Annotated in this window: 25 protein-coding genes; 15 read left to right on the top strand and 10 right to left on the bottom strand. The window is 49.5% G+C overall.

The window, feature by feature from the left end; genetic code table 11:
* Position 1 precedes the first annotated feature (1 nt).
* On the top strand, positions 2-289 hold the full coding sequence (locus ACZ483_RS09745; RefSeq protein WP_464323981.1) for a hypothetical protein: 288 nt from the start codon (positions 2-4) through the stop codon (positions 287-289).
* On the opposite strand, the gene ACZ483_RS09740 is transcribed toward ACZ483_RS09745, so the two are convergent.
* From ACZ483_RS09740 to ACZ483_RS09730, 3 genes are all read right to left on the bottom strand, one after another.
* Positions 253-1,203, bottom strand: coding sequence for a bifunctional riboflavin kinase/FAD synthetase (locus ACZ483_RS09740; protein WP_464323980.1), 951 nt, complete (start codon positions 1,201-1,203; stop codon positions 253-255). The two genes, ACZ483_RS09745 and ACZ483_RS09740, sit on opposite strands and share 37 nt — an antisense overlap.
* 4 nt (positions 1,204-1,207) lie before the next feature.
* Positions 1,208-1,573, bottom strand: a complete 366-nt coding sequence (locus tag ACZ483_RS09735) for a histidine triad nucleotide-binding protein (protein WP_464323979.1) — start codon at positions 1,571-1,573, stop codon at positions 1,208-1,210.
* Positions 1,574-1,709: 136 nt separating this feature from the next.
* A complete protein-coding gene (locus ACZ483_RS09730) occupies positions 1,710-2,669 on the bottom strand; it encodes a nitroreductase family protein (protein WP_464323978.1) in 960 nt (319 codons plus the stop codon).
* Between the two features lie 54 nt (positions 2,670-2,723).
* On the opposite strand from ACZ483_RS09730, the gene secG reads away from it, so the two are divergent.
* The 7 genes from secG to ACZ483_RS09695 are packed head-to-tail and all read left to right on the top strand — an operon-like array spanning position 2,724 to position 7,777.
* Positions 2,724-3,077: a preprotein translocase subunit SecG gene (gene secG / locus ACZ483_RS09725; RefSeq protein ID WP_464323977.1), complete on the top strand. Its 354-nt coding sequence runs from the start codon at positions 2,724-2,726 to the stop codon at positions 3,075-3,077.
* The gene (gene prmC / locus ACZ483_RS09720) at positions 2,983-3,795 is read left to right on the top strand and encodes a peptide chain release factor N(5)-glutamine methyltransferase (protein WP_464323976.1); all 813 of its coding nucleotides are present in this window, start codon (positions 2,983-2,985) and stop codon (positions 3,793-3,795) included. Before secG ends, prmC begins: the two co-directional genes overlap by 95 nt.
* Positions 3,786-5,006 carry a hemolysin family protein gene (locus ACZ483_RS09715; protein WP_464323975.1) on the top strand — a complete coding sequence of 407 codons (1,221 nt, stop codon included), beginning with the start codon at positions 3,786-3,788 and terminating at the stop codon, positions 5,004-5,006. The genes prmC and ACZ483_RS09715 overlap by 10 nt, the downstream gene beginning before the upstream one ends.
* Positions 5,003-5,680: a RadC family protein gene (gene radC / locus ACZ483_RS09710; protein ID WP_464323974.1), complete on the top strand. Its 678-nt coding sequence runs from the start codon at positions 5,003-5,005 to the stop codon at positions 5,678-5,680. Before ACZ483_RS09715 ends, radC begins: the two co-directional genes overlap by 4 nt.
* A 23-nt stretch (positions 5,681-5,703) precedes the next feature.
* Positions 5,704-6,420: a molybdate ABC transporter substrate-binding protein gene (gene modA / locus ACZ483_RS09705; protein ID WP_464323973.1), complete on the top strand. Its 717-nt coding sequence runs from the start codon at positions 5,704-5,706 to the stop codon at positions 6,418-6,420.
* The gene (gene modB, locus ACZ483_RS09700; protein ID WP_464323972.1) at positions 6,420-7,085 is read left to right on the top strand and encodes a molybdate ABC transporter permease subunit; all 666 of its coding nucleotides are present in this window, start codon (positions 6,420-6,422) and stop codon (positions 7,083-7,085) included. The genes modA and modB overlap by 1 nt, the downstream gene beginning before the upstream one ends.
* Positions 7,064-7,777, top strand: a complete 714-nt coding sequence (locus tag ACZ483_RS09695) for an ATP-binding cassette domain-containing protein (protein WP_464323971.1) — start codon at positions 7,064-7,066, stop codon at positions 7,775-7,777. The genes modB and ACZ483_RS09695 overlap by 22 nt, the downstream gene beginning before the upstream one ends.
* Here the strand turns inward: ACZ483_RS09695 and rnc are convergent.
* Genes rnc through fabG form a run of 4 tightly spaced genes read right to left on the bottom strand, consistent with a single transcriptional unit; the run spans position 7,762 to position 10,676 of the window.
* Positions 7,762-8,430: a ribonuclease III gene (gene rnc / locus ACZ483_RS09690; protein WP_464323970.1), complete on the bottom strand. Its 669-nt coding sequence runs from the start codon at positions 8,428-8,430 to the stop codon at positions 7,762-7,764. The genes ACZ483_RS09695 and rnc overlap by 16 nt on opposite strands.
* Positions 8,423-9,673 (bottom strand): beta-ketoacyl-ACP synthase II, encoded by a 1,251-nt coding sequence (gene fabF / locus ACZ483_RS09685; protein WP_464323969.1) that lies wholly within the window; start codon positions 9,671-9,673, stop codon positions 8,423-8,425. The genes rnc and fabF overlap by 8 nt, the downstream gene beginning before the upstream one ends.
* Positions 9,670-9,906, bottom strand: coding sequence for an acyl carrier protein (locus ACZ483_RS09680; RefSeq protein ID WP_464323968.1), 237 nt, complete (start codon positions 9,904-9,906; stop codon positions 9,670-9,672). Before ACZ483_RS09680 ends, fabF begins: the two co-directional genes overlap by 4 nt.
* Before the next feature lie 26 nt (positions 9,907-9,932).
* Positions 9,933-10,676, bottom strand: a complete 744-nt coding sequence (gene fabG, locus ACZ483_RS09675; RefSeq protein ID WP_464323967.1) for a 3-oxoacyl-[acyl-carrier-protein] reductase — start codon at positions 10,674-10,676, stop codon at positions 9,933-9,935.
* A gap of 88 nt (positions 10,677-10,764) precedes the next feature.
* On the opposite strand from fabG, the gene ACZ483_RS09670 reads away from it, so the two are divergent.
* From ACZ483_RS09670 to ACZ483_RS09650, 5 genes are read left to right on the top strand one after another with little or no spacing between them, the layout of a single operon-like run.
* Entirely contained in the window at positions 10,765-11,400 is a 636-nt protein-coding gene (locus tag ACZ483_RS09670) for a flagellar basal body L-ring protein FlgH (protein ID WP_464323966.1), read from the top strand.
* Positions 11,361-12,449, top strand: a complete 1,089-nt coding sequence (locus ACZ483_RS09665) for a flagellar basal body P-ring protein FlgI (protein ID WP_464323965.1) — start codon at positions 11,361-11,363, stop codon at positions 12,447-12,449. Before ACZ483_RS09670 ends, ACZ483_RS09665 begins: the two co-directional genes overlap by 40 nt.
* The gene (locus tag ACZ483_RS09660; protein ID WP_464323964.1) at positions 12,446-13,225 is read left to right on the top strand and encodes a transglycosylase SLT domain-containing protein; all 780 of its coding nucleotides are present in this window, start codon (positions 12,446-12,448) and stop codon (positions 13,223-13,225) included. The genes ACZ483_RS09665 and ACZ483_RS09660 overlap by 4 nt, the downstream gene beginning before the upstream one ends.
* Complete coding sequence (gene acpS, locus ACZ483_RS09655; RefSeq protein WP_464323963.1) at positions 13,125-13,484, top strand: holo-ACP synthase; 360 nt, start codon at positions 13,125-13,127, stop codon at positions 13,482-13,484. Before ACZ483_RS09660 ends, acpS begins: the two co-directional genes overlap by 101 nt.
* The gene (locus ACZ483_RS09650; protein WP_464323962.1) at positions 13,481-14,023 is read left to right on the top strand and encodes a hypothetical protein; all 543 of its coding nucleotides are present in this window, start codon (positions 13,481-13,483) and stop codon (positions 14,021-14,023) included. Before acpS ends, ACZ483_RS09650 begins: the two co-directional genes overlap by 4 nt.
* Here ACZ483_RS09650 and trpE read toward each other — a convergent pair.
* Complete coding sequence (gene trpE / locus ACZ483_RS09645; RefSeq protein WP_464323961.1) at positions 14,006-15,490, bottom strand: anthranilate synthase component I; 1,485 nt, start codon at positions 15,488-15,490, stop codon at positions 14,006-14,008. The two genes, ACZ483_RS09650 and trpE, sit on opposite strands and share 18 nt — an antisense overlap.
* Before the next feature lie 59 nt (positions 15,491-15,549).
* Here trpE and ACZ483_RS09640 point away from each other — a divergent pair, with 59 nt between their 5' ends.
* The gene (locus ACZ483_RS09640) at positions 15,550-15,939 is read left to right on the top strand and encodes a hypothetical protein (RefSeq protein WP_464323960.1); all 390 of its coding nucleotides are present in this window, start codon (positions 15,550-15,552) and stop codon (positions 15,937-15,939) included.
* On the top strand, positions 15,936-16,349 hold the full coding sequence (locus ACZ483_RS09635; protein WP_464323959.1) for a secondary thiamine-phosphate synthase enzyme YjbQ: 414 nt from the start codon (positions 15,936-15,938) through the stop codon (positions 16,347-16,349). Before ACZ483_RS09640 ends, ACZ483_RS09635 begins: the two co-directional genes overlap by 4 nt.
* A gap of 45 nt (positions 16,350-16,394) precedes the next feature.
* On the opposite strand, the gene ACZ483_RS09630 is transcribed toward ACZ483_RS09635, so the two are convergent.
* Together ACZ483_RS09630 and rimO are read right to left on the bottom strand one after the other, a co-directional pair.
* Positions 16,395-17,666, bottom strand: coding sequence for an OmpP1/FadL family transporter (locus tag ACZ483_RS09630; RefSeq protein ID WP_464323958.1), 1,272 nt, complete (start codon positions 17,664-17,666; stop codon positions 16,395-16,397).
* Positions 17,667-17,756: 90 nt separating this feature from the next.
* Positions 17,757-19,055, bottom strand: coding sequence for a 30S ribosomal protein S12 methylthiotransferase RimO (rimO, locus tag ACZ483_RS09625; RefSeq protein ID WP_464323957.1), 1,299 nt, complete (start codon positions 19,053-19,055; stop codon positions 17,757-17,759).
* Between the last annotated feature and the right edge of the window lie 10 nt (positions 19,056-19,065).

Below are 19,065 nucleotides of genomic sequence, written 5' to 3'. Positions count from 1 at the left end.
GATGGAGATAGTGGCGAGAAGTGTGAAGATAGAGGTTGTCGGTGAGGTAGAGAGGTGCCGTCGGGGAGAGGATTCCAAGTTCTACTGCCTCCCGGTAAAGATACACTTCGATAATGGAGAGGTAAGGGACTATCTGCTAAAGGCCCACAACGAACCTAAGGGTTTGGAGAACTTCCTTCAGAACAAGAAAGGGATAAGGGACAGATTAGAGAAGAGCTTCGTCCTCCTTAAAAACAGAGAGATAAGGATCTCTTACGAAAGGGAAGAGACGACCGAAAGCGCCGATTGAATGTCCCTTTCTATCTGGGACTTGAGCTCTTCTACGTTCGAGAACTTCCTCTCTTCCCTGAGAAATCTTAGAAACTCGACCTTAATCTTTTTCCCTCTCAGATCGGCGTTGAAGTTAGGTATGTGAACCTCCAGAACTTTTCTCCTGCCATCGAAGGTAGGTCTATAACCGAAGTTAGCTACCGCCGGTAGTCTATCATCCACTACAACAGCGTAAACTCCCTCCTTCAAACATAAATCCTCCGTATCCTTGAGGTTAGCGGTCGGGAAGCCTATCTTGGAACCTCTTCCGTCCCCGCCAACGACTTCCCTCCTTATCCAGTACCGCCTTCCCAAGAATTCGGAAGCCTCTTCAAGCCTTCCTTCCAAAAGAAGTCTCCTCACCAGAGTTGAACTAACTATGTGCCCGTTCTTTCTGTAAGGTTTCGCCAGTTCCACCTTGAAGCCAAGCAGATTCCCCATCTCCCTTGCCAGCTCTATCTCCCCCTCTCTTCTGTAGCCAAATCTCCAGTCGTAACCAACCAGGAGATACTTGCATCCGAGTCTTCTGTAGATCACCTCTCTCAGGAAGTCCTTGGCGCTCATGTGGGAAAACTCCTCGTCGAACTTTATGAAGCAGAGGTAATCCAAACCCTCCTTTTCTAAGAGCTCTATCTTCTCCTCCGCGGTCGAAAGCTCGCAGAGGAACAGTCCGGGAGCGAGAACCTTGAGAGGATGGGGACAGAAGGTAACAACGAGGGTTTTTAATCCCTTCTCCTTAGCTCTTCTCTTCAGGGTTCTTACCAGATACCTGTGCCCTATGTGAAAGCCGTCGAAGTTTCCGACTATAACCGCGGTCTTATCTTCGAGACGTTCTAATAGATCAACCTCTAAGGGACAGGTTCCCTCCGACAGCTTGAGGAAGAAGGGTTTCATCTTATCATCCGGGAGGCCAGCCCATAGGTCTTCCGCCTATGAGGTGAAGGTGGAGGTGAAAAACACTCTGTCCAGCGTCCTTGCCGACGTTGAATACCAGTCTGTATCCTCCATTAAGGTTCTCGTCGGGAGCGAGTTCCTGCTCCTCCGCTATCTTCCTCGCCACGTAGAACATGTGTCCAACGAGACACTCGTCCTCTTCTTCGAGTTTCTGAATCCCAAAGATGTGCTTCTTCGGAACTATGAGTATATGAACGGGAGCAACAGGATTTATATCGTGGAAGGCGTACACCCTATCGTCTTCGAAGACCTTTTTGGAAGGTATCTCTCCCCTGATTATCTTGCAAAAGATACAGTCCTTCTCCTGCATAGGAACTATTTTACCATTTCGGGCTCTGAGTAGAGTTTTCCCCGGTCCTCCGCCGCTCCGTGATCTTCCCTCGGGTGAGGTCTGGAGGATAAGGACATAAGTGCTTTGAGTGGGGAGAGGGCAAGGGGCTCTAACATCAAATTATCTTTCCAAACTCCTCAAACTTGAACCTGTAGGCTCTCGGAAGAAGTTCCTTTTCAGGGTGTTTGTAGCCCATAGCAATCACCATCACGGGTATCTTATCCCTCCCGAGTCCGAGGAACCTCTTCAGCCTCTGTTCGTCAAAGCCTTCCATCGGGTGGGTTTCGAGACCGTAGTATCTGGCTACGATCATCACGCTCATAGCGAACATAGCCGAGTCCCTGATAGCCTTCCTTTTCCTCCTCTCGGGAGTGCTCCAGCCGGAGAGGATCTGCTCTTTTAAAGACTCTCTCTGATCGGCGGGTATGTATCCAAGCTCCACCCAACTGTCGAGAACCCTGTCCACGTGCTCCTCGGCAGCTTTCAGGTTCGCTATTATTACTATGTCCGCGCTCGCATCCTCAACCTTCTGCTGGTCGTAGCATATTTCCTTCAGTTCTCTCTTCTTTTCGGGGCTCTTTACTACTATCACCTCCCAGGGCTGGAGGTTGTATCCCGATGGGGTGAGGGCGGCAACGTTGAGGATCTCCTTTATCGTCTCCTCAGGAACGTCCTTAGTAGGATCGAAGAAGGTTATGGAGCGCCTTTCCTTTATGTATCTGAGACACTCCTCCCTTTTTTCCTTCTGGGAAGCTTCCTCCACCCCCTCTATAACTCCCGAAACTATCTCCATAACGCTGGAGGTAGCCTTTGAAGTGTACTCCTGAAGGGTTCTTATTATCCCCTCGAGCCTCCCACCCATCTGCTTCCTTGTCTCCTGAATTCCTTCAACTATGCCCTCAGTTATCTCCTTCACCCTCTCCTTGGAAGGCTGAACTCCCTTTAATGTCTTCTCGGTTATCTCCCTGATCGTTTCGGAAGTAGCCTTCTGGACATCCCTGCTCTTCTCGTAGAAGATCTTGAATAGCTCTCTTGCCTCCTCCCTCAGGCTCTTCTCCCTTTTCTCTTCGCTCATCTCTAAACCTCCTTAGAATTAATGATAAACCTAAAGTCTGATAAAATAAATTCCATGTACTATGCCCTTTTAACCCTCTTCGTTATAGTTGCGGTTCTCCTCATAATTATCACTCTGCTTCAAAAGGGTAGGGGAGACGTGGGAGCCGCCTTCGGAGCGGCAATGGGTCAGTCCATATTCGGAGCAGGAGGGGTGGACACCATACTTACGAAGGCTACCTATTGGCTCGGAGCGATATTCTTAGGTTTAGCGATCCTACTATCTATAGTTCCGAGAGAGGAGAAAGGCTCCCTGATAGAGCAAGAGCTTAAAAATGAAGGTAAGACAGCTCCTATCCAAACTCCCCAGAGACCTGAAAAGGGACGGGGAGATACTTCTGGCACACCTTCTGAAGATAAGACCCGCTGAGCTCGGCCTCCATCTCGACCGGGAGATCCCTCCCGAAGTAGTCGATACTTTTGAAGGTTTACTTAGGAAAAGACTTGAGGGAGTTCCCGTAGCCTACCTCATAGGGGAGTGGGACTTCTTCGGAAGAACCTTCAAGGTCAGGGAGGGAGTCCTCATACCCAGACCTGAGACGGAGATCTTGGTAGAAAGGGTCCTCGAGCTGATACCAGAGGAGAAAGGGGTGATCGGCTTTGAAATAGGAGGGGGGACGGGGTGCGTATCCATAACACTACTCATAGAGAGACCGAAGCTCAAGATGGTTGTGGACGATATAAATCCGACGGCGGTAAAGCTTATTAGGGAAAATGCATATATCCACGGTGTAGAGAACAGGATAGAGATCCTTTTGGGAGATATGTTTGAACCCGTCAAAGGAAGAAGGTTCGACTTTATTGTCTCCAATCCTCCCTACATACCCTCTAAGAGGTGGGAGGAACTCCAGCCCGAGGTGAGAAGGGAAGGTAAGATATCCCTGATAGGAGGGGAAAGGGGATACGAGTTCTACGAGAGGTTCTCTAAGGAGGTCAGGAACTATCTCAAGGAAGGCGGGTTTGTAGCCTTAGAAATAGGGCACGACCAGGGTAAGGTGGTGAGGAGTCTCCTTGAAGGTGCAGGCTTTAAAGTTATGATATATAAGGACTACGCGGGACAGGATAGAGTGGTTGTAGGATGGAACTGATAGGTTTTGCTATAGGCGTTATCTTCTTTATCTTCCTCGAGGGTTTCTTCGCGGGTTCGGAGATAGCCCTCTTGAGCGCCGACAAGGGAACGCTCAAGGCGGTGCTCAGAAAGAAGAACTACAGGTATATAGCCCACTTCCTTGAAAACCCCGAGGAGTACATAACCCTGACTATGCTCGGCTACACGGTCAGCATAGTCTTCGCCGCAACCCTCTACACACTCATGCTCATAACCCTGACACGATACATACCCGAGATCTCAGGCTACGAGGTCTTGCTCGCCGAGAGCCTCGTTATATTCACGATAGTCTTCGGTGAGATCATACCCAAGAGCTTTTTCCAGCACTACGCCAACAGGATAGTCATACCGAGCCTCTTCGTCTTGGACAAGCTCAGGATCCCCCTAAAGCCCTTCCTCGCTCTCTCGAGGGTCGTGAGCAGGTTCGTCTCCCAGAGGTTCGCAAAGACACGGGTGAGCGTAAGGAGGGAAGATATCATAGAGCTCCTCAGGGAGAAGAAGACCTTTGCGGAGTTCGAGGGTTTGATAGTCTCCAACATTCTTTCCTTCAAGGATCGGAGGGTCGGCGAGATAGTGAAGCCCCTCTACGAGATCGTAATGATCTCGGAGAACGCGAGCGTATCTCAGGCAATAGAGAAGGTAAAGGAGAGCGGGTACTCGAGAATTCCCGTCTATAGGGTCAGAGTCGATGACATAGTGGGTTACGTGAGCGCCTACGACCTTCTGAACGCAAAACCCGAAGAGCCTGTGAAGAAGTACGTAAGGGAGATAATAGTTTTCTCCGAATACACGCCCCTTCCGGAGGTTATAAACGAGTTCAAGAGAAGGAAAGAACACATGGCGGTGGTCGTCGATGAGAGGGGGGTAATAATAGGGATAGTTACCCTGGAGGACATACTCAGGGAGATAGTGGGGAGCATTCACACGGACAAGGGTGAGGAGGAGCTCATAAAGGAGATAGCCAAGGACAGATGGATAGTGGATGGGAAGCTCGAACTGAACGAACTCGAGAGGATAGTCGGCATAAAGGTTCCGGGAGGTAACTACAGCACTGTGGGTGGACTCCTCTCCTATCTCGCGGGGAGAGTTCCGAGGGAGGGAGAGGTCTTCAAACTCGACGGTTTCCTCTTCAAGGTGATTTCGGCGGATCAGAGGAAGGTGAGGAAGGTTCTCGTTGAAAAGAAGGTATGAGGTACAAGTACAAGAACATAAAGGAGATTCCCGAGGAGCTAAGACCCAGGGAGAAGCTTGAGAGGATAGGAGCCCGAAGCCTTTCCGACGAGGAACTTCTTGCGGTCATACTCGGTACTGGGAGCAAGAGGCTCGACGTTCTGAGCCTGTCGAGGGAGATACTGAAATTAGGCTGGAAGAGGTTGGAGGAGATAGGGCTTGAAGAGCTAAAGAATCTTAATGGTCTCGGGAGGGTGAAGGCTCTCCAGATAAAGGCTCTTATAGAGCTCTCTAAGAGAATAAGGGAGCCTTACAGGTATGCGGTTATATCCTCTCCGGGGGAAGCCTACGAGTTCCTAAGGGATAAGTTTGACGAGAGGAAGGAGTCTCTCGTGGCGGTATATTTAGATCTGAGCCACAGGGTTATGGATCTCGAGACCGTTGCGGTCGGATCTCTCAACAGGGTTTACGCCCAGCCCAAAGATGTTCTGAGGAGAGCGGTGGAACTCTCAGCCTACGGAGTCCTTATAGCCCACAACCATCCGCAGGGGAAGGCTGAGCCCTCGAAGGGAGATTTAGAGTTCACCAAGAGACTAAAAGAAGCCTGTGATATCCTCGGTCTCGAGCTCGTCGATCATCTGATCATCGACAGCTCAGGGTACCTCTCCATGAGGGAGAAGGGTTTGATTTTATGACATTTATGTCATATAATTTGCCCATGGGAATTTTCCTCTCCCTGCTTCTCCTGATAAGTATCTCCTACGGAGAGGTGCTTTACGTCGCCGCCGCTGCGAGTTTTAGACCAGTCCTTGAGAGGATAGTTCCGATCTTTGAGAGGGAAAAGGGTGTTAAGGTAAAGCTCTCCTTCAGCTCCTCGGGGAACCTCTACAGACAGATCCTGGGTGGAGCTCCTCTCGAAGTTTTTATCTCGGCAAACGAGATCTATCCGGAACTCCTCGTTAAAAGGGGATACGCTGCAAGGAAAACGCTGACGGAGTTCGCCAGGGGAAGGCTCGCCCTCTTTAGCTTGAAGATAAAGATAAAAGGCTTTGATGATCTTCTTAAGGCGAGAAGGGTGGCGATAGCCAACCCGAGGCACGCCCCCTACGGGAAAGCGGCGGTGGAGGTTCTCAAGAGATCGGGCTTTTACGAAAAAGTAAAGGGAAAGTTAGTTTACGGTGCCAACGTTGGTCAGGCTTTCCAGTTCGTGATCTCCGGCGGGGCGGATTTCGGCATAGTTGCTCTGTCCCTCGTTAGAGCTTACGGGAGAGGGGACTACTGGGTAGTTCCTTCCGAGCTTCATCCGCCTATAAAGCACGTTGCCGTTGCAACTTTGAAGGGTAAGGATAGGAAGGCGGTGAAGGAGTTCCTGCTCTTCCTAAAAGATAAGAGAGTTAAAGATGTCCTCGAAGATCTCGGCTTCGAGGTGAGGTGATGGGTGAGGCTCTCCTCCTGAGCTTAAAGCTCTCCTTCCTGACAACGTTGATACTCATCCTCCTGTCCCTTCCTTTAGCCTACCTGCTCTCCTTCCGCCCTTTCCCCGGAAAGGGTATCTTAGAGGCACTGCTTCTCTCTCCTATAGTTCTACCTCCAACTGTCCTCGGCTTCTACCTGATACTCCTTCTTGGTGAGGGATCCTTTGTAGGCAAGCTCCTTGAGGCTTTAACGGGTAAACCCTTCCTCTTCAGCTTCACCGCTCTCCTGATAGGTTCGGTGATCTACTCACTTCCCTTCAGCATCTTTCCCATAAGGGACTCTTTCCAGAGCGTTCCGAGAAGGTACTTAGAAGTAGCCTACGTTTACGGATATTCTGAACTTGAAGCCTTCTTCAAGGTCATCCTTCCCAACTCCTGGGGAGGTATTTTCACCGCTTCGGCGCTCGTCTTCGCCCACACGATGGGAGAGTTCGGCGTCGTCCTGATGGTCGGAGGGAACATACCCGGTGAGACGAGAACGCTCTCCATATACATCTACGACGAAGTTCAGGCTCTGAACTACGAGGGTGCCCACAGGGCTTCCCTGCTCCTCTTAGGAGTTTCCCTCCTATCCTTCGGTTTTATACTCTTACTGAGGAAGCGATGGGTGAAGGATCTGGTATAGTATTGAGCTTTAAGAAGAGAAGACCAGAGTTTACGGTGGGAGGGGATTTCCGCTTTTACCCAGGTATGAACGTGGTTTTAGGACCTTCCGGGTGTGGAAAAACAACTATGCTCAGGGTTATGAGTGGACTCGAGAGGGCGGACGAAGGCTACATGAGGTGTTGTGGGGAGGTCTTCTTCGATACGGCGAGGAATACCTTCTTGCCCCCCCAGAAGAGGAAGCTCGGCTTCGTGTTTCAGGAACACAACCTACTTCCCCATCTTAACGTCAGGGAGAACATAGAGTTCGCTCTGAGGAAGTCCAATGGTGGAAGGATATCTGCCGAAGAGTTCATAAAAAGGTTCCATCTCGAGGGTCTCGAAAGGAAGTACCCTAACCAGCTCTCGGGGGGGCAGAGGCAGAGGGTAGCCATAATCAGAGCCCTGGCTTACAACCCGAGGGCACTCCTTATGGACGAACCCTTTTCCTCCTTAGACTTCAGGATAAAGCTCGGGATAATAGAGTTTCTGAAGGAACTAAAGCTCAAGATACCTGTGGTGATAGTGACCCACGATCCGGTGGAAGCTTTCCTTTTGGGAGAGAGGGTGATCCTGATGGAGAGGGGTAGTAAGGTAGCGGAAGGAGGAAGGGATCTCGTGAAAGAGTACTTCTCGGGAATAGAGGATCTTATAGTTAGCTACTCTTCCTCCTGAAGGATCTTTACAAGTTTCTTTGCAGCTTCCTGCTCAGCCTCCTTCTTGCTCCTCCCCCTGCCCACCGCCGAGTACCCTTTTATGGAACTCTCCACGGTGAATATCTTGGCGTGCTCTGGTCCCTCTACGCTTATAACCCTGTAAGTTGGTCTCTCCCTCCACCTCTTCTGGGTTATCTCCTGGAGCATGGTCTTGTAGTCCTTCCTTATCCTATGCGTTTTAACCGTTTCGACTATCCTCTCCTTGAAGTTCCTCCTGAATATCTCCCTCACGAGATCGCAGTCCCTACCGCTGTCTATATAAACTGCCGCCCAGAGTGCTTCAAAGACGTCTCCCACGATCGAGACGTTCTTCTTACCCCTGCTTATGAGTATGTACTCGGGAAGACCAAGCTCCTGAGCCAGTTCGTTAAAGAACTCTTCGCTTATAAGATAAGCCTTCAGTGACGCTAAGGTTCCCTCCCTCTTTGCCGGGAACTCCTCCACGAGTATGTCCACTATCAGGAAGTTCAGAAGAGCATCCCCCAAAAACTCTAAGGTTTCGTAGTGGGGAAGTCCCTTCTCCCTTGCATAGGACTTGTGGGTGAAAGCCTGTTTGAGGATATCTTTGTTCTTGAAGGTGTAGCCTATCCTCTCCTCAAGCTCTTCAAACATCCTCTATCTTTTTGAAGACGAGGCAGGCGTTCGTCCCTCCGAAGCCGAAGGAGTTGGAAAGAACAACCTTTACGTCCGCCCTCACGGACTCGTTGGGAACGTAATCGAGATCGCACTCGGGATCTGGATTCTCAAGGTTTATCGTCGGAGGGATCACTCCCGTCTCTATGGTCTTAACGGAGGCAACCGCCTCAACCGCACCCGCCGCACCCAAGAGGTGCCCTATCATGGACTTGTTGGAGCTTATCTTGAGCCTGTAAGCATGATCCTTGAAAAGCTGCTTTATAGCAAGGGTCTCTACCTTATCGTTGAGGGGCGTTGAGGTTCCGTGGGCGTTTATGTAATCGACCTCGTCGGGGTTTATTCCCGCGTCCTCTAAAGCCAACCTCATACACTCGTAGGCTCCCTCTCCGCACTCGTGAGGGGCGGTTATGTGGTAGGCGTCGTCGGTAGCTCCGTATCCCACGAGCTCGCAGTAAATTTTTGCTCCCCTCGCTTTAGCATGCTCGTACTCTTCCAGAACGAGTATTCCCGCGCCCTCACCCATCACAAAGCCGTCCCTATCCTTGTCAAAGGGTCTTGAAGCCTTCTGGGGCTCGTCGTTCCTCGTTGAGAGCGCCCTCATAACGGCAAAGCCCGCCACTCCCAGGGGCGTTATGGCCGCCTCAGTTCCGCCCGCTATCGCCGCGTCTATATCACCCGCCTGTATCATCCTGAAGGCGTCCCCTATGGAGTGATTTCCGGTAGCACAGGCGGAGACCACACAGTAGTTAGGTCCTTTAAAGCCATGCCTTATAGCAACGTAGCCCGCTCCCATGTTGGATATGCCGTAGGGTATGAAGAAGGGAGATACACGCCTTGCACCCTTCTGGAGAAGAACCGAGTGCTCTCTCTCTATATCCATCAAACCGCCTATGCCCGTGCCTATTATCACACCTACCTTGAGGGGATCGTATCCTCCCTCCTTTATACCGCTGTCCTGTATAGCCTCCTCTGCTGCGGCGACAGCGTACTGGACGAAGAGAGATAACCTGCTCGCCTCCTTTTTATCCATGAAGTTAAGAGGATCGAAGTCCTTTACCTCAGCCGCTATCTTGACGTTGAGACCGAACTCATCGGGATCGAAGCCCTTTATCCTGTCTATACCGCTTATTCCCTTAACGAGGTGAGCCCAGAACCTATCTACACCTGTGCCTAAGGGGGTTACGGCTCCTATACCTGTAACTACGACCCTTCGTCTCATCCACCCACCTTTTCCTTCAGGTAGTTTATGACGTCACCTACGGTCTGTATCTTCTCAGCGTCCTCGTCGGGGATCTCTATGCCGAACTCCTCCTCGAAAGCCATTATCAGCTCCACAACGTCCAGGGAGTCAGCTCCGAGATCATCGACGAACTTAGCCTCCGGCGTGATCTTTTCCGCCTCGACACCCAACTGATCCGCTATGATTTCCTTAATCCTCTCTTCAATAGCCATGACTTCACCTCCAAACAGAATTTTATTTAGAAGAGACCTCCGTTAACATGAATTACCTCACCCGTTATGTAATTGGAGAGATCGGAAGCTAAGAAGAGAACCACTCCGGCCACATCCTCCGGTTTTCCAAACCTGCCTGCGGGTATCTGAGCAAGAAAGTTTGTCCTTATATCCTCCGGAAGTTCCCCGGTCATATCCGTCTCGATGAATCCTGGTGCTATCGCGTTCACCGTTATGTTCCTTGAAGCGAGCTCCTTAGCGAGGGTTTTGGTAAAGCCGATCAGCCCCGCCTTTGCGGAGGAGTAGTTAGCCTGTCCAACGTTACCGATGAATGCCACGACGGAAGACATGTTTATTATCCTCCCCCACCTCTTCTTGAGCATGCCTTTAACCGCAAGCTGAGTTACGAGAAACGTTCCCGTAAGATTTATCCTTATTATGTCCTCCCAGTCCTCGTACTTCATCCTGAGAAAAAGAGTGTCCCTGTTTGTCCCCGCGTTGTTTACAAGGATATCCACGCTTCCGAACTCGGAATTTATCTTCTTGAAAGCCTCTTCTATTGAATTCTTGGATGCAAGATCGAGCTGAACCGCGAAGGTCCTCACTCCGTTAGCTTGAGATATCTCCTTCGCAACTTCCTTAGCCCTCTCCTCGCTCCTTCCCGTAATTATAACCTCGGCTCCCGCCTTAGCTAAAAGTTCAGCGGTTGCCCTTCCTATACCGCGGGTTGATCCTGTGACGAGAGCCACTTTTCCTGAGAGATTTATCATGATTGGCACTAAATTATAGCAGATCTTGTTCCGAATTGCTATATTAAGGGCAATGGGAAGGTTTTTAAGTTTTCCCGCAATCTTTTTAATGATCCTGGTCTTTTCTTGTTCTGAGAAGCCGAAAGATATAAAGACCTATGAAAAGGAAAATCCGTTTCCACTCGAAAAGAAAGCAGTCCAAAGATCGTCGGGTAGTCTTTTTACAGGTCCGGGGTGGGCAGATCTTTATGGAGAGAACAGGGCGTCGAGGCCCGGCGACCTGATATTCATCCGTGTGACGGAGAGTCTCAACGCTGTGGAGAGCGTATCGAACGAGATGGGCAGATCGAGCTCCTTTTCCAACGCTATAAGCTCCTTCTTCGGAGTTCCTCAGAACACCCTTGCCAACCTTGGATCCGGGGGTAAGGGTGAGTTCGGCGCTAAAGGGCAGAGCAAAGTTCAGCAACAGGCGCTCCTTACAACGAGGCTTGCAGGAAGGGTCCTAAAGGTTTATCCCAACAGGACGATGTTAATAGAAGCTAAGAAGTACATAGTGGTGAACGGAATGCGGAGAGAGTTCGTCCTCAGGGGCATAATAAGACCGGAGGACATAGACAGCACCAACACCGTGACAAGCGATAAGATAGCTAACGTGGAAATCTTTTTAGATGGAAAGGGTTACATGGCCGAGGGAGGAAAGCCGGGATGGTTGGCAAGGATATTCGCCTTAATATTCCCCTTCTGATCCTATTGCTTCTCTCCTTCTCCTTCGGGGAGAGAATAAAGGACATAGCTACGATAGAAGGAAACAGGATAAACTACCTTTACGGATACGGGCTCGTGGTAGGATTGAGGGGAACTGGGGACGGGAAGGCAACCCAGTTTACGGTAAAGAGTCTCGCCAACGCCCTCCAGAAGATGGGCGTGGTCATAGATCCTAACAGGATAACGGTAAGGAACGTTGCCGCCGTTATGGTTACGGCAAAGGTTCCAGCTTACGCCAAGGCAGGGATGAGGTTTGACGTTACCGTATCCTCGATAGGGGATGCAAGAAGCATAGAAGGAGGTACTCTTCTCCTAACACCCCTTAAGGGTCCCGATGGTAGGGTTTACGCCCTCGCCCAGGGACAGGTTATAGTGAGCGGATACGAGGCGAGGGGAAGAGGAGCGAGGCAGGTAAAGAACGTTCCCACAGTGGGAAGGATACCCAACGGTGCGATCTTAGAAGTGGATCTTCCCTTTAACATAGCCTCCGAAGAAATTAACATAATCCTCGATTTTCCTGACTTTACTACCGCCAAGGCAGTCCAAGATGCGATAAACAGTGCCTTCGGTAGCAGGATCGCTACAGCTTTAGACAGCGCAACCGTTAGGGTTAACATACCTGAGGGTTTCAATCCCGTCGATTTCCTCGCCAAGGTTGAGAACCTTGAAGTGAAGGCGGGGCAAACTGCGAGGGTTGTAATAGACGGAAGGTCAGGAACGATAGTCTTAGGAGGTGGTGTGAGAATAGAACCTGTTGCTGTGGCAGTCGGGAGCCTTGTGATAAAGGTGAAGGAGCGCCCCGAAGTGGTCCAGCCTCCGCCCTTCTCGCCGGGTGAGACCAGAGTGGTTCCGAGAACGGAAGTTAAGGTTGAGGAGAAGGAGAGAAGGTTCGTCCCCATTCAGGGGACAACGGTGGGAGAGCTGGTCAGATCGCTGAATGCAATAGGAGCTACGCCAAGGGAGATAATATCGGTCCTTCAAGCTATAAAGGAAGCGGGTGCTTTGAAAGCTAAGCTGGAGGTGCTATGAGGGTTTTCTTCTCCAACCCTTCTTACAGCTACAGAGAGCTCGTGAAGAAGGACATAAAGAACGTAGCTAAAGAGTTCGAGGCTATAATGCTCAAACAAATTCTCAAGGAAGCCTACAGATCCATAATCAGGAAGAAAGGCTTTTACCAGAGGATGTACTACGACTTCTTTTTGGAAGGTGTGAGCAAGAAACTCGCCGAGGCGGGAGGAATAGGGATAGCAAAGTTCATAGTGGAAAGCTACGAAAGGAACGTGGAGGAAGAAAATCTCAGAGATAATGTGAGGAAGATGGTAAAGGAGGCGGGACTTCCCGAGTGGGTATCTCTTATTCCTGAGATAGAGAGCGGATACGATCCAAAGGCTATCTCTAAGAAGGGAGCGGCAGGACTATGGCAGCTTATGCCCAATACTGCGAAGAGCTTAGGTCTGAAGGTGGATAGAGATGTGGACGAGAGATTTGATCCAATTAAATCGACGGAGGCAGCCATAAGGTACGTAAAGTATCTCTTAGAGAAGTTCAGAGAGCCTGAGCTCGTTTTAATAGCCTATAACTGGGGAGAGGGGAACCTCTTAAAGCTCGGGAGCTTGAAGCTCTCGGACATATCTGATAAACTTCCAGAGGAAACGAGAGGCTACCTTGCTAAGTTCAGGAAGCTCCTTAAAGAGATCGGATGGGATGATAGGGGTAGATATTGTTCAGAACAGGAGGATAGAGGAGGCGATAGAGCGCTTCGGGGAGAGGTTCCTGAGAAGGATATACACCGAGAGGGAGCTTGAGTACTGCAACTCCCAGAAAGCCAAGATTCCCTGTCTGTCCGCAAGGTGGGCATGCAAGGAGGCGGTCTTAAAGGCTTTCTACATAGAGTTCGGAGTTCTACTGAGGTTTAAGGAGATAGAGGTTCTCGGAAACAGGGGATTTCCCGCGAGGGTCGTTCTTCACAACGAAGAAGCCAAAGAGGTCCTCGGGGATAGGAAGGTCGTCGTCTCGCTCTCTCACGAGAGGGACTACTCGGTGGCGGTAGCGTATATAAGATGAGCTACTCAAAAGGTCTTGAGGATTTCATCCTTCAACTTAAAGGAGAGGTTTTTTTCCTATCTCCAAGAGAGAAGATCTTTTTAAAACATCTTGAGGAGATGGGTATTCCCGAAAGGGTTGTGAGGGAGGGTATAGAAGAGTGCTATACCGCCATAAATCCGAAGAGGAGGGGAAAGAGACCTCTCTTCCTGTGCTTTAAAACGATCATGGAGAAGTACGAGAACTATCTTCGTTTTCAGGCTCAGAAACTTGAGATAGACTGGAAAGAAAGGTTCAGGAAGAAGATCGAAAAGGTGAGGGATATGATAAGGGGAGAGATCAGGGAGCCGAGATCGGAGGAGGAGGCTCAGGAGATACTCAAGGACATAGAGAACAGGATACTCAGAAATCTGTGGAGAAGGCTCCCCAGGGAGGAGAAGGAGGAGATAAGGGAGAAGTTCAAGGAGTTTAAAGAGAACCGCTGGCTCTTCGGAGAGCTTATCAAGAGCGAGCTGAAGAAGAGGTTTGGTATCCCAGACCTATCACTCTACATCGACTGATTCGGCGCTGTCCACCGCCTTCATGAGAGCCTTCGCCTTGTTTACCGTCTCCTCCCACTCCTTCTCGGGGACAGAGTCCGCCACTATTCCTGCCCCTGCCTGAAGGAAGACCTCCCTATCTCTTACCACGGCGGTCCTTATGGCTATAGCCATATCCATATTCCCCTGAAAGGAAATGTAACCTACACTTCCGGCGTATATCCCTCTCCTCTCGTTCTCAAGCTCCTCTATTATCTGCATTGCCCTCACCTTGGGCGCTCCTGAGACAGTGCCAGCAGGAAAGGTAGCCTTCAGAACATCAAGAGCGCTCAGATCCTCTCTAAGGATCCCCACAACATCGCTGACGATATGCATGACGTGAGAGTATCTCTCTATCCTCATAAAGCTCTCAACCCTTACGCTCCCTATCTCCGAAACCCTTCCCAGATCGTTCCTCGCAAGATCCACGAGCATGAGGTGCTCCGCCCTCTCCTTCTCATCCGCAAGGAGCTCCTCCTCCAGTCTTTTATCCTCCTCCGGAGTTCTACCCCTCGGTCTCGTCCCCGCTATGGGTCTCGTCTCTATTCTCCTACCTTCGAGCCTTACCAGAACCTCCGGTGAGGAACCTATCACCTTCAGTTCTCTGAAGTCAAGGTAGTACATGTAGGGCGAAGGGTTAAGGTATCTCAGAACCCTGTATATGTTCTCCGGATCACCTTCGAACTCCCTCCTGAACCTCTGAGACAAGACTACCTGTATCACGTCCCCCTGAGTTATGTACTCCTTTGCCTTCTTAACGATGTTCTCAAACTCCTCCTTCGAAAAGTTAGAGGTCCAGAGAGAAAGGTTTGGTTCCCTTTCCCTGAAGCTCATGTGGGGCGCTTTCCCCTCCTTCAAAAGCTTTACTGTCTCTTCTATAGACTGAACAGCTCTCTCGTATTCCCTCTCCACATTCCTCGAGGTCAGGATCGGACATACCACCTTTATCTTTCCCGTGAGGTTGTCGTGGATAACGACCCTGTCGGTCAGGGCGAGGTATATGTCGTAGGTTCCCACAGGATCAGGATTTCTGTCCTCTACTGGTTCGTAGAACTTGACAATATCGTAGGCAAAGTAACCGACCAATCCGCCCCAGAACCTCGGAAGTTCAGGATCGTTGTAGGGCTTGAAGTCTCTTATTATCTCTCCTATCATCCTTAGAGGATCATCGCTCTCGAAAAACCTGACCCTTCCCCTCTCGTATATCTCCCCGAACCTCTCCCTCGTTCTCACGTAGAAAGAGGATCCTGTTATCACAAAGGAGAACCTCCCCCACTTCTCACCACCCTCCGCACTCTCCAAGAGGAAGTTGAACTTATCCTTTTCTTTGAGCTTTAGAAAAAGGGAAAGGGGAGTTTCTACATCGGCGAGGATCTCGGTATATAGAGGAATGACGTTGAACTTTTCAGAGAGCTTCTTAACCTCCTCTTTGCTCAGGTTCAACTCCATGGATTGTATGATACCAGAAGGGAGTGCTATAATATGTGTCCTTCCAAGGAGGTCGGGCGATGGAACTCTGGGCAAAGATAGGGAGAACGAAGAAGAAGTTTCAGGGATCCTTCAGAGACGTAATGGAGAGCCTCGTAAAGGAGGCGAAGGGGAAAAAGACTGTTGAACTCCTATCTTTCCACGCAGGACAGAAGGAGAGAAGGAGGTTAAAGAGGGAACTCAGGGCAAACGACAGAGACCTCCTCAGAACAGCCAGCGCAATAGCGAGATGGTTCTACCTCAGAGATTTGAGAAGGATAAGGAGAAGGATAAAAGAGCTTAAAAAGAGGGCAAGGTATATCTCCAAGGGAGAGATCCTTTACTGTCCCAAGACGATGGGACAGGTTAAAGAGCTTGAGAACAAGCTCGGAGAAATACAGAAAAGACTCGAGGAACTCAAGGTAAGTTGAAGGCTTACACGAAGTATCTGACCTTTAGAACGGAGAAGAGAAGGGAACTGATAAGAATAACCGATACGGTAAAAGAGGCGGTTGAAGAGTCCGGGATAAAAGAGGGTCTATGTCTAGTCTCAGCCATGCACCTGACGGCGGCGGTTATAGTTCAGGATGACGAGGAGGGACTTCACGACGATATATGGGAATGGCTTGAGAAGCTTGCTCCTTTCAGGGCGGATTACAAACATCACCTTACGGGGGAAGACAACGCCGATGCTCATCTGAAGAATCTTCTCGTTCACCTCCAGGTGGTCCTTCCCATAACAGAGGGGAAGCTTGACTTAGGACCCTGGCAGGAGATCTTTTACGCCGAATTCGATGGACAGAGGCCGAAGAGGGTAATTATAAAGATCATAGGGGAGTAATTAAAAAAAAGACCCCCTCCCGACCGGAAGGGGATCCACACATTCTTAGAACTTCCAGTTCAGACCGACTGAGATGGAGTCTTGAACCATTTTGGCACCTGCGAGAACTGCACAATTCGTTCCTTGCGCACAAGCCTCAACTTTCTTGTCCAAGGCTCTTACATAGGAGAAGTCGACACCAAAGGTTTTAGAAACTTCGTAACCGACACCAAGGGTTATATGCTGCTCAGCTATTGCAGGAAAACCTATTAAGTTGAACCAAGCTATGTTGAAGTCTGAAAACGGTGCATTTAAATTGGGTATATTGGGTGCAGCAGGAGGTGTTGTATCCTTGTCCCCTCCATCTATAGGAGACTCTCCAAAGTTATAACCAATCCTGAGAGCAAGATTGCTTATAGGCCTGTACTCAGCACCTATAGCATAGACCCACTGGTCGTCCCACTGAAAGTCTCCATAACCGTCGGCATCCTTCCAGTTGATCCATCTTATATCAAGTCCAACTCTCAAACCATCCAGTGGGGCGGCACCTATACCAAAGGCAAATTCTTGAGGTTGCTGGAGTTTTAGGTCCTCATATATGTTTGTAGGATCCATCATCTGGTTATCGGCATCGAATACGTTCTTATAGGTCATAGAGACTGGAGATTGATAAGTTACACCTGCATAGAGAAAATCTCCAAAGTTAAGCGATGCACCAACTTGGAATCCTATGCCGAGAGCTTGAGATTGTCCACCACTGGCGTTCCAGCATGTAGCAGGATCCATAGGATCCGCACACATAACAGCTCCCATATCAAGTGATCCCCATGCTCCATGGAGAGCTCCGGATACAGTTATCATTTCATTAACTTTGAATGCTATGGCTGGGATTATTCTCATAAACTGAAAGGTTGTATGCATTTGGGCCAATCTTGGATCCTTGTCCCTATAATCTACTCCCATCCCCGAAACACCAAAGGCACCCAGACCAAATGTAAGTCTATCACTAATCTTGTAAACTATTCCTATTTCAGGAACTACGAACGTATCCGCTCTACTTTTAACGTAACCGGTATCCCCCATTCCTGGATACTGAAACCTACCCTTCACCTTCGGCATAAAGAGAATTCCACCGAACTGAACGGTGAACTTGTTCTCCATAACGCCCATCCAGGCAGGGTTCCTGAAGATAGAGTCAACGGATCCTACGGGCATACCTACACCTATTCCACCCATACCCCTCGAGGCGGGGGTAACCCCTATCATGTTGTCTCCGTTGGTTGCAAAGGTCAGCGTTGCCGTTGAAAAGAGAGCACTTATAAGTAACACTTTCCTCATCTTTCTACCTCCCTTTTACAGATTTCTCTTTGAATTTTAAACCCCAAGGGGTTCAAAGGTCGCTTTTCATTTTCTTATAGAGGAAGAACTTTAAGTTATATCACTATATTCGAATTTTCTTATAATCTCTCCTCCAAGATCGTAATCCGCAGCTTGAGTTATTTTAACTTCAATTATATCTCCCGGCTCTAAAGCGAGTCCTTCGCTCTCTATATAAATTACGCCATCCACCTCGGGAGCCTGAAGGTAAGCTCTGCCTTTGGGAACGAAGGAGAACTCTTCTGAGTGTCCGTCTATGAGAACTTTAAACTTCCTTCCGATGAGTTCTCTATTTTTCTTTGCCGTTATCTCCCTCTGCATTTCCATCAGCTCTTCTCTTCGTTCCTTCTTAACCTCATCGGGGACTGGATCTCCAAGGGAATAGGCGTGAGTGTCTTCCTCCTCTGAGTAGGTAAAGACTCCGAGCCAGTGGAAGTGCCCTTCCGATATGAAATCCCTTAGACGTTTAAAGTCCTCCTCCGTTTCTGCAGGATATCCCACGATAAGCGTTGTTCTCAGGACCGCTTGGGGTATCTCAGTTCTTATCTTTTCAACAAGATCCCTTACAAATCTCTCGTCGTAGCCCCGTCTCATGCTCTTCAGAACCGGTGTGGAGATGTGTTGTATCGGAATGTCGAAGTAGGGAAGAACCTTCTCAGAGTCCTTTATGTAAGAGATCAGATTACTGCTCACCTCCGTCGTATAGAGGTAGAGGAGTCTTATCCACTCTATCCCTTCCACCTTTTCAATCTCCCTCAATAGGTCTATCAGCCTGAACTCTCTGTAGAGATCCTTCCCGTAGTAGGTGGTGTCCTGGGAGACTACGTTTATCTCCTTAACACCTCGCTCTGCGAGGTCCTTTACCTCGGAAAGGATATCTTCGATAGATCTCGACCTGTGTCTCCCTCTGATCTTGGGTATGGCGCAGAAGGAGCAGAGTCGGTTGCATCCTTCCGCTATCTTCAGATAGGCGTAAGACTTAGGTGTAGTTAAGAGTCTGTAGGAACCGTTGTATTTCGGTTCAAGTCCCAGGTGTCTGAGTATCTCGTCCCAGCTCTGGGTCCCGAAGTAGGCTTCCACCTCGGGTATCTCCTTCTCAAGTTCCTTCTTGTACCTTTCTACGAGACAACCCATAACAAGGACTCTCTTGCCGCTTTCTACCGCCTCGAGTATGTTGTCTATGGACTCCTTCTTAGCGTCTTCTATAAAACCGCAGGTGTTCACGATTATGCAGTCCGCCTCTTCGAGTTCAGGGGTAAGCTCTACACCTGCACTCCTGAGCTTTCCTAAGAGTATTTCCGAATCGACTAAGTTCTTAGAACAGCCGAGGCTTATCAGGGCAATTCTCATGGGAGAATAA

It is taken from the genome of Hydrogenivirga okinawensis (genome assembly GCF_055385515.1).
The sequence above is the reverse complement of the archived record's forward strand: the minus strand, read 5'-3'. Positions and strand labels throughout refer to the sequence as shown.

Excerpts from the sequence above, each read along its gene's own strand:
- trpE (WP_464323961.1), bottom strand. The coding sequence starts at position 15,490 with ATGGAGTTGAACCTGAGCAAAGAGGAGGTTAAGAAGCTCTCTGAAAAG.
- rnc (WP_464323970.1), bottom strand. The coding sequence starts at position 8,430 with ATGTTTGAAGAGCTTGAGGAGAGGATAGGCTACACCTTCAAGAACAAA.
- ACZ483_RS09735 (WP_464323979.1), bottom strand. The coding sequence starts at position 1,573 with ATGCAGGAGAAGGACTGTATCTTTTGCAAGATAATCAGGGGAGAGATA.
- fabF (WP_464323969.1), bottom strand. The coding sequence starts at position 9,673 with ATGAGACGAAGGGTCGTAGTTACAGGTATAGGAGCCGTAACCCCCTTA.
- ACZ483_RS09665 (WP_464323965.1), top strand. The coding sequence starts at position 11,361 with ATGGTTGGCAAGGATATTCGCCTTAATATTCCCCTTCTGATCCTATTG.
- ACZ483_RS09680 (WP_464323968.1), bottom strand. The coding sequence starts at position 9,906 with ATGGCTATTGAAGAGAGGATTAAGGAAATCATAGCGGATCAGTTGGGT.
- modA (WP_464323973.1), top strand. The coding sequence starts at position 5,704 with ATGGGAATTTTCCTCTCCCTGCTTCTCCTGATAAGTATCTCCTACGGA.
- ACZ483_RS09660 (WP_464323964.1), top strand. The coding sequence starts at position 12,446 with ATGAGGGTTTTCTTCTCCAACCCTTCTTACAGCTACAGAGAGCTCGTG.
- ACZ483_RS09730 (WP_464323978.1), bottom strand. The coding sequence starts at position 2,669 with ATGAGCGAAGAGAAAAGGGAGAAGAGCCTGAGGGAGGAGGCAAGAGAG.
- ACZ483_RS09740 (WP_464323980.1), bottom strand. The coding sequence starts at position 1,203 with ATGAAACCCTTCTTCCTCAAGCTGTCGGAGGGAACCTGTCCCTTAGAG.
- ACZ483_RS09630 (WP_464323958.1), bottom strand. The coding sequence starts at position 17,666 with ATGAGGAAAGTGTTACTTATAAGTGCTCTCTTTTCAACGGCAACGCTG.
- ACZ483_RS09695 (WP_464323971.1), top strand. The coding sequence starts at position 7,064 with ATGGGTGAAGGATCTGGTATAGTATTGAGCTTTAAGAAGAGAAGACCA.
- ACZ483_RS09670 (WP_464323966.1), top strand. The coding sequence starts at position 10,765 with ATGATCCTGGTCTTTTCTTGTTCTGAGAAGCCGAAAGATATAAAGACC.
- fabG (WP_464323967.1), bottom strand. The coding sequence starts at position 10,676 with ATGATAAATCTCTCAGGAAAAGTGGCTCTCGTCACAGGATCAACCCGC.
- ACZ483_RS09650 (WP_464323962.1), top strand. The coding sequence starts at position 13,481 with ATGAGCTACTCAAAAGGTCTTGAGGATTTCATCCTTCAACTTAAAGGA.
- rimO (WP_464323957.1), bottom strand. The coding sequence starts at position 19,055 with ATGAGAATTGCCCTGATAAGCCTCGGCTGTTCTAAGAACTTAGTCGAT.
- modB (WP_464323972.1), top strand. The coding sequence starts at position 6,420 with ATGGGTGAGGCTCTCCTCCTGAGCTTAAAGCTCTCCTTCCTGACAACG.
- radC (WP_464323974.1), top strand. The coding sequence starts at position 5,003 with ATGAGGTACAAGTACAAGAACATAAAGGAGATTCCCGAGGAGCTAAGA.
- secG (WP_464323977.1), top strand. The coding sequence starts at position 2,724 with ATGTACTATGCCCTTTTAACCCTCTTCGTTATAGTTGCGGTTCTCCTC.
- ACZ483_RS09745 (WP_464323981.1), top strand. The coding sequence starts at position 2 with ATGGAGATAGTGGCGAGAAGTGTGAAGATAGAGGTTGTCGGTGAGGTA.
- prmC (WP_464323976.1), top strand. The coding sequence starts at position 2,983 with ATGAAGGTAAGACAGCTCCTATCCAAACTCCCCAGAGACCTGAAAAGG.
- acpS (WP_464323963.1), top strand. The coding sequence starts at position 13,125 with ATGATAGGGGTAGATATTGTTCAGAACAGGAGGATAGAGGAGGCGATA.
- ACZ483_RS09640 (WP_464323960.1), top strand. The coding sequence starts at position 15,550 with ATGGAACTCTGGGCAAAGATAGGGAGAACGAAGAAGAAGTTTCAGGGA.
- ACZ483_RS09715 (WP_464323975.1), top strand. The coding sequence starts at position 3,786 with ATGGAACTGATAGGTTTTGCTATAGGCGTTATCTTCTTTATCTTCCTC.